Annotated in this window: 12 protein-coding genes; 10 read left to right on the forward strand and 2 right to left on the reverse strand. The window is 72.0% G+C overall.

The features are described 5' to 3' along the window. Positions 1 to 781 precede the first annotated feature (781 nt). A complete protein-coding gene (locus AB0M88_RS50470) occupies positions 782 to 1,774 on the reverse strand; it encodes a hypothetical protein (protein WP_364114995.1) in 993 nt (330 codons plus the stop codon). Positions 1,775 to 2,415: 641 nt separating this feature from the next. After that, positions 2,416 to 2,688, reverse strand: a complete 273-nt coding sequence (locus AB0M88_RS50475; RefSeq protein ID WP_364114997.1) for a hypothetical protein — start codon at positions 2,686 to 2,688, stop codon at positions 2,416 to 2,418. A 1,042-nt stretch (positions 2,689 to 3,730) separates the two neighbouring features. On the opposite strand from AB0M88_RS50475, the gene AB0M88_RS50480 reads away from it, so the two are divergent. From AB0M88_RS50480 to AB0M88_RS50525, 10 genes are all read left to right on the forward strand, one after another. Continuing rightward, positions 3,731 to 4,351 carry a hypothetical protein gene (locus AB0M88_RS50480; protein ID WP_364114999.1) on the forward strand — a complete coding sequence of 207 codons (621 nt, stop codon included), beginning with the start codon at positions 3,731 to 3,733 and terminating at the stop codon, positions 4,349 to 4,351. 81 nt (positions 4,352 to 4,432) lie between these two features. Continuing rightward, complete coding sequence (locus AB0M88_RS50485; RefSeq protein ID WP_364115001.1) at positions 4,433 to 4,885, forward strand: DUF948 domain-containing protein; 453 nt, start codon at positions 4,433 to 4,435, stop codon at positions 4,883 to 4,885. Then, positions 4,882 to 5,139, forward strand: coding sequence for a hypothetical protein (locus tag AB0M88_RS50490; RefSeq protein ID WP_364115003.1), 258 nt, complete (start codon positions 4,882 to 4,884; stop codon positions 5,137 to 5,139). Before AB0M88_RS50485 ends, AB0M88_RS50490 begins: the two co-directional genes overlap by 4 nt. Further along, positions 5,136 to 7,820, forward strand: a complete 2,685-nt coding sequence (alaS, locus tag AB0M88_RS50495) for an alanine--tRNA ligase (protein ID WP_364115005.1) — start codon at positions 5,136 to 5,138, stop codon at positions 7,818 to 7,820. The genes AB0M88_RS50490 and alaS overlap by 4 nt, the downstream gene beginning before the upstream one ends. A gap of 60 nt (positions 7,821 to 7,880) precedes the next feature. Next, on the forward strand, positions 7,881 to 8,339 hold the full coding sequence (ruvX, locus tag AB0M88_RS50500) for a Holliday junction resolvase RuvX (protein WP_364115007.1): 459 nt from the start codon (positions 7,881 to 7,883) through the stop codon (positions 8,337 to 8,339). A 113-nt stretch (positions 8,340 to 8,452) separates the two neighbouring features. Next, positions 8,453 to 9,520, forward strand: coding sequence for an endolytic transglycosylase MltG (mltG, locus tag AB0M88_RS50505; RefSeq protein WP_364115009.1), 1,068 nt, complete (start codon positions 8,453 to 8,455; stop codon positions 9,518 to 9,520). Positions 9,521 to 9,537: 17 nt separating this feature from the next. Next, complete coding sequence (locus AB0M88_RS50510; RefSeq protein ID WP_364115011.1) at positions 9,538 to 10,374, forward strand: shikimate dehydrogenase; 837 nt, start codon at positions 9,538 to 9,540, stop codon at positions 10,372 to 10,374. Between the two features lie 60 nt (positions 10,375 to 10,434). Then, positions 10,435 to 11,613 (forward strand): chorismate synthase, encoded by a 1,179-nt coding sequence (aroC, locus tag AB0M88_RS50515; protein ID WP_364115013.1) that lies wholly within the window; start codon positions 10,435 to 10,437, stop codon positions 11,611 to 11,613. Beyond that, on the forward strand, positions 11,613 to 12,113 hold the full coding sequence (locus AB0M88_RS50520) for a shikimate kinase (protein WP_364115015.1): 501 nt from the start codon (positions 11,613 to 11,615) through the stop codon (positions 12,111 to 12,113). The genes aroC and AB0M88_RS50520 overlap by 1 nt, the downstream gene beginning before the upstream one ends. A 16-nt stretch (positions 12,114 to 12,129) precedes the next feature. Beyond that, positions 12,130 to 13,086 (forward strand): NADP-dependent oxidoreductase, encoded by a 957-nt coding sequence (locus AB0M88_RS50525; protein WP_364115017.1) that lies wholly within the window; start codon positions 12,130 to 12,132, stop codon positions 13,084 to 13,086. Positions 13,087 to 13,186: the final 100 nt, after the last annotated feature.

A 13,186-nucleotide genomic window follows, 5' to 3' on the forward strand; every position in this document is an offset into this window, starting at 1 on the left:
CCCCATGCAGGCTTCCGGCCCCATGCAGGCTTCCGGCCCCATGCAGGCTTCCGGCCCCATGCAGGCTTCCGGCCCCATGCCGGCCGAGGGGGCGCCGGTTCCGCGCCCAGGCCAGCCCGGCTTCCCGTCCGGCGGCCCTGGCCCGGGTCCGGGTCCGGGTCAACGCGGTTTCTCTTCTGGCGGCCCAGCTCAATCGGGTCCCGGGCAGCCGGGTTTCCCGCCCGGCGGCCCGGACCAAGCGGGTTTCGCATCTGGTGGGCGGGGCCAATCGGGGCCGGGGCAGCCGGGTTTTCCGCCTGGCCAAGCCGGACCGGACAAATCGGGTTTCGCTCCCGGTGGGCGGGGCCAATCGGGGCCGGACAAATCGGGTTTCGCTCCCGGCGGGGCGGCCCAATCAGGGCCAGCCCAACCGGGTTTTCCTTCCGGTGGGCGGGGCCAATCGGGTTTTCCTCCCGGTGCTCCGGGTCAGGACGGCAACGGGCCGGGCGGGCGAGCCATCCCGGGGCAAGGCTCGCGCGCGGGTGGGCAGCATGACCAGACCGCCGGGGCGTACGCGGCTGCTCCGCCGCCGGCGCCCGGACGGTACGCGGGCGAGCCCGGCCAGGGCCGCCGCCAGATGGACAATCCCGGGCCGAACGTGCCCGCCTCCGGCAACGCGCCGGGCGTGCCGGCCTCGGGCAACGCGCCCGCACTTCCGCCCGCCACCGGCGGTGCCGCCGGGTTCGGTGGCTCGCCGGCTCCCGGCATGCCGCCTGCTCCGGGTCCGCAAGCGAGCCCGTCCTCACGGCCGGTTTCGCCCGGTGGCCCCACTCGCGGGCGCGATCGCTTCCGGGCACCCGAGCAGGGCGGCGGCCCTCGGCCGCAGAGCCCGGCTCCCGGGCCGCCGGGACGGCCGGGCACGCTCGGCGACGTGCCGGGTGGCGGCACCGGGCCCATGCCGGGTAGCGCAGGTTCCGGACCGGGCGGCCAGCCCGGCCCCGGTCCGATGCCGGGCCGCGGTGGCGGAAATCTGCCGGGAGACGTTTCCGGTCCGTTGCCGGGCCGGGCGGGCGTCGGAATGCCGGGCGGCACCGGGCCGGTGTCCGGTGGTCCCGGGCGCTTCGGCGGGCCGGGCGCCGGGGACGAGAACACGGGGCGGCACGGCGTCGCCAACGGTGAGAGCACCGGACGGCACGGCACCGCCGATGACGGGCGGGGCCCGGGCGGACGCCGTGGTCGCCGCGGCAACCGCGACGGTGACGAGGCCACGGGCGGCTTCGGACCGAGCGGGCCCGACGGCAGCTCGCCGGACTTCGGACCGGCCGGTGGCCAGCGCGGTCGTGGTGTTCCGCCGCAGGACGGTTCCGGCGCCGAGGGCTTCCGTGGTGGGCCGGGCCCGGCCGCGCGGGCGTCCGCCCCGGTGATGCCGCCGGTGGTGCCGGGGCGGCAGGGCATTCGCACGCCGGCCGTACCGGGTCGGGCCGGGGCCATGGCCGACGGCCCGGGCGGGCAGAGCCGCCGTCAGGGGCCGCGCGGTGGCCAGCCGGCCCGCGGGGGCGCCCCCGGCCAGGGTCCGCGCCAGCTCGGTCCGAATCAGCCGGGCCCGAATCAGCCCGGTCCGAATCAGCCCGGTCCGAATCAGCCCGGTCCGAATCAGCCCGGCACCGGTGCCGTGCGCACCGGGCCGATGCAGCGCGGTCAGGGTCCGGGCCAGCCGCCTCCCGGCGATGCCCCGGGCCAGCCGTCCTCGGGTGCGCCGTTCGGCGGGCCGCGGGACGAGGCTCCGGGCCAGCACAGCCGGCCGTTCGCACCGCCCCGCGCGGATGCTCCGGGCCAGCACAGTCAGCCACTGCCCGCGAGGCCGTCCTCCGGTGCGCCCCGCGGCGGGGCTCCCGGCCAGCACAGCCAGCCTCTCAACGGCCCGCGGGACGAGGGCCAGCACAGCCAGCGGTTGCCGGGCCGCCCCGCGTCGGGGGCGCCGTTCGGCGAGGGGCTTCCGACGCGTCCGGCGTCGGGTGCGCCCTTCGACGACGAGGCCTCCGGTCAGCACAGCCAGCGGTTGCCGGGGCGTCCCGCGTCCGGAGCACCGTACGGCGATGCGCCCGGCCAGCACAGCCAACCTCTGCCGACTCGGCCGTCCTCCGGGGCGCCCTTCGGCGGCCTGCGGGACGAGCCCTCGGGCCGGCACGGCCAAGCCACGCCGACGCGGCCGGCCTCGGGTGCGCCGTTCGGTGGCTCGCGGGATGAGGGTCAGCACAGTCAGCGGCTTCCGGGGCGTCCGGCGTCGGGCGATGGTCCGGGCCAGCACAGCCAGCCGTTGCCGGGACGTCCCTCGTCGGGTGCGCCGTTCGGAGAGTCGAGCGGGCAGCACAGCCGGGCCCTGCCGGAAGAGAGCAGCGGCCGGCACAGTCAGCCGGCGCCCGGTGGGCAGGGTGGTCAGCACAGCCAGGCCGGCGACTCGGCCGGGCCGGGCAGCCCGCCGCGGGGAGCCGCGCGTCCGGCCGGTGCCGCGCGGAGCGCGCCGGCGCCGCGGGCCAGTGGCTCGACCGTGCCCGGTTCGCGGGGCACCGGGGCGATTCCGCGGGGTGCGGCCGGGGCCGCGGGTGCGGCCGGGGCCGCGGGTGCCGCGGCGGCCGGCCGGCGCGCCGTCGATCCGACCTCACCGGCCGGGCGGAGCCGTCCCGGCGATCCGAACTCTTCCGGTGCCATGGGCGCCGCTCGTGGTGGGGTCGACCCGAACGCGCCCGGCGGCGCCCTGAACGGACAAGGTCCCGACGGCCCCGGCCCGCGCGGTCGAGGTCCGCGCGGAGGCGGCAACGGCCCGATGGGCGCCGGGGCGGCCGGTCGCGGTTCGGCTCGTCCGGGCGGCGCGGCTTCGGCCGGTGGTGGGCCGGCTGGTTCGGCCTCGGCCGATGCGAATTCCCCCGGGACCGGACCGCTCGGTCGTGGGCCTGGAGCGGCCCGGCCGGCGGGTAGTGCCTCCGTCGGTGCGGCAGGTGTCGATCCCGCCGACCTGAACGCGCCCGGCACCGGGCCGATGGGCCGTGCCCCGGGCCGTCCGGCGGGTGCCGCCTCGGTCGGAGCGGCGGCGGTCGACGCCGCCAGTTCGGGGCCGATCGGTTCGCCCGGACGTGACGGCCCGCAAGGCCGGGGCGCTTCCGGTTCGGCCCGTCCGGCGGGTGCTGCTCCGGTCGGAGCGCCCGGCCGCGGTGGGCCCGATATGACATCCCCGGGGACCGGTCCGCAGGGGCGCGGCGCCGCCGGTCTGGCCCGTCCGGTCGGCGCGGCGTCTGTCGGCGCGGGTCCGGCCGGGGCTGATGTGGCGTCGCCGGGCACTGGTCCGTTGGGTCGTGGTGCGGCTCGTCCGGCCGGCTCGGCTTCCGGCGGAGCCGGCTCAATGGGGCCGGGCGGGACTGACCTCGCGTCGCCGGGAACGGGCCCGCTGGGGCGTGGCGTGACCGGTGCGGCGCGTCCGATCGGAGCGGCCTCGGTGGGGGCGGCCTCGGTGGGGGCGGCCTCAGTCGGAGCGGCCTCAGTCGGAGCGGCCTCGGTTGGTGGACGGGCCTCGGTCGGGGGCGACCTCGACGGTGACGAGCGGCTCGGTGACGGCTCTCTGGGCGTACCGTCGCAAGCGAAGCCGGCGCAAGCCGGCGCCCGGCCTCCGGTGCCCGGCCCTGGGGAGACCCTCGGGGGTTTGAAGGGTGCCCGGACCGAGCTGCGCAACCAGATGCGGAGTCGGCGGCGTCTTCGGATGGTGACCTTGATCTCCCTGGCCGCGATCGTGCTGATCGTGTTGCCGGTGTTCTTCGGGCTGCGGTCGGCCGGGCGTGATCCGGTCTTCACCTCGCTCGACTCGCTCGACGTGCCGTCGTGGGCGCAGACCCGGGTCGAGGACCGCAGCAGCGGCAGCCAGTGGTGCTTCATCGACTGCCGGTTCCGGGAGCGGACCGCCGACTCGGCGAAGCCGTTGAAGGAGACCACCGCGGCCTACGACCAGGCGCTGAAGTCGAGCGGCTGGCAGCCGTGGAGGGTGGCCGAGTGCCCGGAGCAGCCGATCGACCCGGCGTCCGGCACCTACAGCTGCTGGAAGCGGGACGAGTTCACACTGGACTTGCAGGTCAGCCTGCCGGACTGCGCGGTTGACGCGCTCGCCGCGCAGGATCCGGCGGCGTTGCCGTCGACGGCCGTGGCGCCGACCGAGGATCCGAAGAAGTGCGTCGGGTCCACGGTGAGCATGAAGGTGCAGAACGCGATCACCGACACCCGGGGTAAGAAGGAACCGAAGCAGAGCCCGGACCTCATCGGCGAGACGCCGGATCCGACGTTCTCCGACGATCCACTTCTCGGTACGCCGACACCGAAGGCGTCCTGAAGCGCGTCGTGGTCACGGACGGTAGGGTCTGCACGTTGTCCCGCCGTAACCGTTGACCGCAGTGAAGAGGAGACGCGCTAGATGGACGCCGGAGAAGTCGCAGGTCTGATCGCGGCGATCGCATTCGCCGTTCTCGTGATTCTGCTGGCCGTGCCGATCCTCAAGTTGGCCGGCACCGTGGGTGCAGCCACCCGGGCGATCAACGATCTCAACGAACGCACCGGCCCGCTGCTGGCCGACGTGGACGAGACGGTGAAGAACGTGAATGTCGCCCTCGGCCAGGTGCAGGTCTCTTTGGACGGTGTCAACCTGCAGCTCGCCAAGGTCGACACGATCACCGAGCACGCGGCCCACGTGACCGCGAACGTCGCCAACCTGTCGACCGTCGTGTCGGCCGCCGCGGCGAACCCGTTGATCAAGGTGGCCTCGTTCGGGTACGGCCTGCGCAAGGCCTCCCGGGCCCGCCGCCGCGCCGACGAGGAGCGCGAGGTGCGCGACACCATGAAGCAGCGCCGTAAGGCGGCCCGCTCGTGAGGCGCCTGCTGTGGCTCGGCGTCGGCCTGGCCGTCGGCGCCCTCGTCGTTCGCAAACTCACTCAGAAGGCGAACGAATTCACCCCGACGGGCATCGCCACCTCGCTGTCGCAGTCTGCTGGCGGCCTGGTCGAGTCGGTGCGTAGCTTCGTGGATGACGTCCGCGACGGCATGACCGAGCGGGAGCAGCAGATTCACGAAGCGTTCGAGGCCGGCGAGCTTTATGAAGACGAGCCTCAGGAAGGGAACCGATGAAGACGGCGGAGATCAAGCGGCGCTTTCTGGCGCATTTCGAGGCCAACGGGCACACGGTCGTGCCGAGTGCCCCGCTGCCGGCCATCGACGACCCCAACCTGCTGTTCATCAACGCCGGCATGGTGCAGTTCGTGCCCTACTTCCTGGGCCAGCGCACCCCGCCGTTCCCGCGCGCGGCCAGCGTGCAGAAGTGCATCCGCACACCCGACATCGAAGAGGTCGGCAAGACCAGCCGGCACGGCACGTTCTTCCAGATGAACGGCAATTTCTCGTTCGGCGACTACTTCAAGGAGGGCGCGGTCAAGCTCGCCTGGGAGCTGTCGACGAAGTCGATGGCCGACGGCGGTTTCGGGCTCGACCCGGCGCGCATCTGGCCGACCGTCTACCTCGACGACGACGAGGCGTTCGAGCTGTGGCGCAAGATCGGCGTGCCGGCCGAGCACATCGTGCGGCGGGGCAAGAAGGACAACTACTGGTCGATGGGCATCCCCGGGCCGGCCGGCCCGTGCTCGGAGCTCTTCTACGACCGTGGCCCGCAGTACGGCAAGGACGGCGGCCCCGAGGTCGACGAGGACCGGTTCATGGAGTACTGGAACCTCGTCTTCATGACCTACGAGATCACCGATGTGAAGTCGAAGGAGGACTTCACGATCGTCGGTGACCTGCCGGCCAAGAACATCGACACCGGCATGGGCCTGGAGCGCATCGCGTCGATCCTGCAGGGCGTCGACAACCTGTACGAGATCGACGAGGTCCGCCCGATCCTGGCCCGCGCGGCCGAGATGACCGGCAAGGTCTACGGCGCGCACTCCGGTCACGTCGCGGGTGAGTCCCACCCCGATGACGTACGCCTGAGGGTGATCGCCGACCACGTACGCACCGCGCTGATGCTGATCGGCGACGGTGTGACGCCGAGCAACGAGGGCCGCGGCTACGTGCTCCGGCGCATCATGCGCCGGGCGATCCGGTCGATCCGCCTGCTCGGCTGGCAGGCGCCGGCGCTACCCGAGCTGCTGCCGGTGGCGCGGGACTGCATGGCGCCGTCATATCCCGAGCTGGCCGAGGAGTTCGGGCGGATCTCGACCTACGCGTACGCGGAGGAGGACGCGTTCCTCTCGACGCTGAAGGCGGGCACGACGATCCTCGACGTGGCGATCGACGAGACGCGCAAAACGGGCGGGAAGCAACTGACCGGCGCGCAGGCCTTCCAGCTGCACGACACGTACGGCTTCCCGATCGACCTGACCCTCGAGATCGCCTCCGAGCAGGGCCTGGAGGTCGACCAGGAGGGCTTCCGCCGCCTGATGTCGGAGCAGCGGACCCGCGCCAAGGCGGACGCGAAGGCGCGCAAGACCGGGCATGCCGATTTGTCGGCGTACCGCACGGTGCTCGACAACGGCGGCCCGGTCGAGTTCACGGGCTACCAGGAGGTCAGCCGGGAGACTCGCGTCCGGGCGCTGCTGGGCGATGGCGGGCAGAAAGCAGTCGCCGGCGAGGGCGACTACGTCGAACTCGTGCTCGACTCCACTCCGTTCTATGCCGAGGGCGGTGGCCAGCAGGCCGACTCGGGCCTGATCAGCGTCGGTGCGGGCCGGGTCGAGGTGGTCGACGTGCAGCAGCCGCTGCCCGGCCTGATCGTGCACAAGGCGCGCGTCGTGCAGGGCGAGGTGCGGGCGGGGGAGACCGGTTACGCCGAGATCGACGTGACCCGGCGCAAGGCGATCTCGCGGTCGCACACCGCGACCCACCTGATCCACCAGACGATGCGGCATTTCCTCGGCGAGTCGGCGACCCAGGCCGGTTCCTTGAACGCGCCGGGCCGGCTGCGGTTCGACTTCAACACCCCGGGGGCCGTCTCGCCGGTGGTGCTGAACGACGTCGAGCAGCAGGTCAACGAAGTGCTCCTGCGCGACCTCGAGGTTCACGCGTTCATCACCTCCCAGGAGGAAGCGCGCCGGCTGGGCGCGATGGCGCTGTTCGGGGAGAAGTACGGCGATGAGGTCCGTGTGATTGAAGTCGGCGACTATGCGCGTGAATTGTGCGGTGGCACACATGTGGCGCGGTCGGGTCAGCTGGGGCTGGTGAAGATCCTCAACGAGCAGTCGATCGGCTCGGGCGTCCGCCGGGTCGAGGCGCTGGTGGGCATCGACGCGTTCGGTTTCCTGGCCAAGGAGCATCTGCTGGTCAGCCGCCTGGCGGAGCTGTTCCGGGTGCCCGGTGACCAGGTCGCCGACCGGGTCGAGCAGACGGTCACCGCGCTGCGTGACGCCGAGAAGGAGCTGGAGAAGCTGCGCGCCCAGATGGTGCTCGGCGGGGCGGCGGCGATCGCGGCCCAGGCCAAGGATCTGCGCGGCGTGGCTTTTGTGGGGACCGAGGCGCCGGAGGGCGCGGCGGGCAACGACGTGCGTACCCTTGCGCAGGAGATCCGGGGCAAGATCGACTCTGCCCGTCCGGCGGTGGTGACGGTCGCGGCCCGGGCCAACGGCAAGGCGTCGCTGATCGTCGCGATCAACGCGGCGGCCAGGAGCAAGGGCCTGTCGGCGGCCGATCTGGTCAAGGGTGCGCTCTCCGGGCGGGGCGGCGGTAACGCCGATCTGGCCCAGGGTGGTGGCGTCCCGGCTGACCAGGTTCCGGCTCTGCTGGCGGCGGTGGAGAAGGCGGTGGGGGACACCGGAGAATAGGTCCCGTCTTTGGGCCGTTTAGGGCGGCGGGCGGGGCGGTTGGATGGGGAGGGTGACCGCTTGAGTGCGCTGTCGCGGGGTAGGCGGCTGGGCGTCGATGTCGGTAAGGTGCGCGTCGGGGTCGCCATAAGCGACCCTGACGGGATCCTGGCCACCCCCCTGGTCACGTTGTCCCGTGACATGGGTGCGGCAGTGGATGCCGTGCCCAGCGATATAGCCGAGCTCGTCCGCCTGGTGGGGGAACACGAGGCGGTGCAGATCGTGGTCGGGCTCCCGGTGCGGCTCAACGGCGCCGAGGGTCCTGCCGCCATAGACATTCGTGCGTACGCTGGGCGACTGGCGGAAGCGGTCGGCGAGGTGCCGATCGCCCTGGCGGACGAAAGGATGTCGACCGTGGTCGCGACCCGTAGGCTTGCCGAACGTGGCGTCCGAGGGAGACGGCAACGAGCGGTCGTCGACCAGGCGGCCGCAGTGGAGATCCTGCAGAGCTGGCTGGACGCGCAGCGGAGGCAGAGATGATCGACGAGCTGGACTTGGCGTTCGACGAGCACGCCGAACGCGGCCGACCCCGCCACCGGCGGGGTAGCCGCGGTGGGAAGAAGAGCTCAGGTAAGTCAGCTGTTGCCTTTTTGATGGCTTTCATCCTGTTGGCGGTGCTCGGCGGCGGCGCCTACTTCGGCTACAACAAGGTCAAGGGCTTCTTCACGGCCGCCGACTACGACGGCGCGGGCACCGGCCCGGTCCAGGTGACGGTCGCCCCGGGCTCGACGCTGACCGACATCGGCAACACGCTGGTCGACGCGGACGTCATCAAGAGCACCAAGGCGTTCACCAACGCGGCCGAGAAAGACCCGCGCAGCAAGAACATCCAGAACGGGACGTACAACCTGAAGAAGCAGATGTCGGCCAAGAACGCCATGGCCGCGCTGCTCGACCCGAAGAACCGGGTCACCTCCGGGGTGACGATCCCCGAGGGCTCGACCACGATGCAGATCTATGCGCTGCTCTCCAAGGCCACCAAGATCCCGGTCAAGGATTTCCAGGCGGCGGCCAAGGATCCGGGCGCGCTGGGCGTGCAGTCCTGGTGGTTCAACCGGCGCGACCACAAGGCGGCCCAGAAGTCGATCGAGGGCTTCCTGTTCCCGGACACCTACGAGTTCGATCCCAAGATGACCGCGGATCAGATCCTCAAGACGATGGTCGACCGGTTCAACACCCAGGTGGGTGACCTCGGCTTCGTCGACAAGGTGCAGAGCACGCTGGCCGTGTCGCCGTTCGAGGGGCTCATCGTGGCCTCGCTGACCCAGGCCGAGTCGGGCACCAACGCCGACATGCCGAAGATCGCCCGGGTGGCGTACAACCGGGCCTACAAGAACCACATGCCGTTGCAGTTCGACACCACCGCCAACTACTGGATCCAGCTCAACGGCGGCAAGGCGAAGTTCTCCGGCAAGCTGACCGGCAGCGAGCTCGACGACCCGAAGAACCCGTACAACACGGTCAGCAAGCTGGGCCTGCCGCCCGGCCCGATCAACAACCCGGGCAAGTCGGCGCTCCAGGGCGCGATGAGCCCGGCGGCCGGCCCGTGGCTCTACTTCGTGGTGATCGACAAGGCGGGCAACTCGGCCTTCGCGACGACGAACGACGAGCACAACGCGAATGTTCAGAAGGCATGCCACAACGGCATCCCCCTCTGCTGACGCCCTACAGTGGCCCGGTGCAGAACAACCAGCACCGGGCCGCTGTCTGTGGAAAACCGATCGGGCACTCGCTCTCGCCGGTGATCCACAATGCCGGTTTCGCGGCCGCCGGGCTCACCGGCTGGGATTACACCGCGTTCGAGTGCGCCGAGACCGAACTGTCCGACCTGGTCGCGAGCCTGGGCCCGGAGTGGGCCGGGCTGTCGCTGACCATGCCGCTCAAGGAGGCCGGGCTCCGGCTGGCGGCCGAGGCGTCGGCGACCGCTAGCGCGGCCGGCGCGGCGAACACGCTGCTGAGAAGGCCGGACGGCGCTTGGCGCGCCGACAACACCGACGTGGCGGGCATGGTCCGGGTGTTACGGCAGGCGGGCCTCGATTTCCGTACGCCGCGGATATCCGTTCTCGGCGGTGGGGGCACGGCGCGGGCCGCTCTCGTCGCCGCCGCCGAACTCGGCGCCGAGGCCGTCACGCTGGTGACCCGGCGGCCGGCGGCGCGCGACCAACTGGCCCCGGTCGCCGACCAGCTCGGGCTGCGACTGGTGGGACACGACTGGCCCGACGCGGTGGCCGCCTTCGACGCCGACGCGGTGATCTCGACCGTACCGAAAGGCGCCGCCGACCACCTGGCCGGCGCGATCGCCTGGCGACCGGGAACCGTGCTCTTCGACGCCCTTTACGACCCGTGGCCGACGCCCCTGGCCGCGGACGCGCTCGCCCACGGCAACCCGGTCGTCTCCGGGCTCGACCTGCTGCTCGCCCAGGCGCTGGGTCAGTTCGAGCAGTTCACCGGCGTACACCCGGCGCCGGAGGCCGCGATGCGCGCGGCCCTCGCGGCCGTGGCCGGGAAAAGCTGACTGTCCGCCACTCGGGACGCGGGCGACCGGCAGCCGGGACGCCGTGCCAGACTGGGACCCGTGTTGCGCTGGCTTACCGCAGGTGAATCGCATGGACCCGCTCTCGTCGCGATGATCGAGGGGGTGCCGGCCGGGGTCGAGGTGACGACCACCGAGATCTCCCGTGATCTCGCCCGGCGCCGGCTCGGCTACGGTCGCGGCGCCCGGATGTCGTTCGAGCAGGACGTGATCGAGGTGATCGGCGGCCTGCGGCACGGCGTGACCCTGGGCAGCCCGGTCGCGATCCGCGTCGGCAACTCGGAGTGGCCCAAGTGGGAGACCGTGATGGCGGCCGACCCGGTCGATCCGGCGGAGTTGGAGAAGCAGGCCCGCAACGCTCCGCTGACCCGCCCCCGCCCGGGCCACGCCGACCTGGCCGGCATGCAGAAATACGGGCACACCGACGCCCGGCCGATCCTCGAACGGGCCAGCGCGCGTGAGACCGCGGCCCGGGTCGCCGTCGGCGCGGTCGCGAAGGCCCTGGTCAAGCAGGCCCTCGGCATCGAGATCGTCTCGCATGTGATCGAGTTGGGCTCGGTGACCGCCAAGTCGGGTCTGATCCCGACCCCCGACGACTTCGACCGCATCGACCAGGATCCGCTGCGCTGCCTCGACCCCGACGCCAGCGCCCGCATGGTCGCCGAGGTCGACGCGGCCAAGAAGGACGCCGACACGCTCGGCGGCATCGTCGAGGTGCTGGCCTACCACGTTCCTCCCGGCCTCGGCTCCCACGTGCAGTGGGACCGCAAACTCGACGGCCGCCTGGCCGCCGCGCTGATGTCGATCCAGTCGGTCAAGGGCGTCGAGATCGGCGACGGGTTCACCCAGGCCCGGTCGCGCGGCTCGGTCGCCCACGACGAGATCATCCCGACGGCCGACGGCGTCCGCCGCATCACCGACCGGGCCGGCGGGCTCGAGGGCGGCATCACCAACGGCGAGCCGCTGCGGGTGCGGGCCGCGCTGAAGCCGATCTCGTCGCTCAACCGGGCCCTCCAGACGATCGACGTGACCACCGGCGAGCCGGCCACCGCGATCAACCAGCGCTCCGACGTCTGCGCGGTCCCGGCCGGCGCGGTCGTCGCCGAGGCGATGGTCGCGCTGGTGCTCGCCGAGGCGGCGGTCGAGAAATTCGGCGGCGACTCGGTCGCCGAGATCCGCCGCAACCTCACCGGCTACCTCGACAACCTGGTGATCCGCTGATGGCCCCGGTGGTGGTCTTCGTCGGCACGATGGGCGCCGGCAAGACCTCGATCGGACAGGCGGTCGCCCGGCTCCTCGGCGTGCCGTTCGCCGACGTCGACGCGATCATCGAAGAGCGGGCCGGCAAGCCGATCCCGGAAATCTTCTTCGACGACGGCGAAGACGCGTTCCGCGCTCTGGAACGCTCAGCGGTCGCGTCGTCCCTGACGAGCTTCGACGGTGTCCTGGCCCTCGGCGGGGGCGCGATCATGCACGAGGGCACGCGTGAGCTGCTGGCCGCGCACACCGTGGTCTGGCTGTCGGTCGAGCTCAGCGACGCGGTGAAGCGGGTCGGCCTCGGCGCCGGGCGCCCAATGATCTCGATCAACCCGCGGGCGACCATGAAATACCTGCTCGACCAGCGCAAACCGCTCTACGCCTCGGTCGCCACCCACACCGTCGCGACCGACGGACGCGAGATCGACGACATAGCCGCCGAGGTGGTTACGCTCCTCAAGTAGGTGTTGACTAGGCAGCATGTCTCGAGCGGTTCGTTTTGATCAGTACGGCGACGTGGACGTCCTGCGGGTCGAGGACGTCGAGAAGCCCCAGCCGGCGGCCGACCAGGTTCTGGTCGAGGTCGTCGCGGCCGGCATCAACCCCGGCGAGATCTCCATCCGCAGCGGCCTGATGCACCAGATGTGGCCGTCGACGTTCCCGTCCGGCCAGGGCAGCGACTTCGCGGGCCGGGTCGTCGAGGTCGGCCCGTCGGTCACCGGGTTCGCGATCGGCGACGAGGTGGTCGGCTGGTCCGACTGGCGCTCCTCGCACGCCGAATACGTGGCCGTCCCGGCCGACCACCTCACCCACAAGCCGCTGGCCCTCGACTGGATCCGCGCCGGCGGCCTGTTCGTCGTCGGCGTCACCGCGTTCGCGGCCGTCCGCGCCGTCGAACCCCAGGCCGGCGAGACCGTCGTGGTCAGCGGCGCGGCGGGCGGCGTCGGCTCGCTCACCGTCCAGCTGGCCCGCAACGCCGGCGCCCACGTGATCGGCATCGCGAGCGAGGGCAACGCGGACTGGTTGCGCTCGGTCGGGGTCACCCCGGTCGCCTACGGCGAAGGGCTGGAGGGCAGGTTGCGCCAGGCGGCGCCCTCCGGCATCGACGCCTTCATCGACACGCACGGCGGTGGCTACGTCGAGCTGGCCGTCAACCTGAAGGTCGACCCGGCCCGCATCGACACCGTGATCGACTGGGCTGCGGCCGAGAAGTACGGGGTGAAGACCGAGGGCAGCTCGGCTGCCAGCGACGCCGAGTCGTTGGCCTTCATGGCGTCGGAAGTCGCGTGGGGCCGCATCTCCCTGCCGATTGCGGCGGTCTATCCGCTGGAGGCGGTTCGGGAGGCCTATACCGAGTTGGCGGCTCGTCATACTCGCGGCAAGATCGTGCTGTCGATGGAGCTGGCGCCTGGTGCTGGTCGTCAATCCGCCGGCTGAATCTGTCGTCCGGGGCGGTGCGGCCGGTTGCGGGTGGACGGAATTCGAGGGGAGGGTGACCAAGATCGAGGTAAAGCGTCTAGTTCGATCTTGGTCACCC

This window comes from Actinoplanes sp. NPDC051411 (assembly GCF_040682075.1).
GTDB lineage: Bacteria > Actinomycetota > Actinomycetes > Mycobacteriales > Micromonosporaceae > Actinoplanes.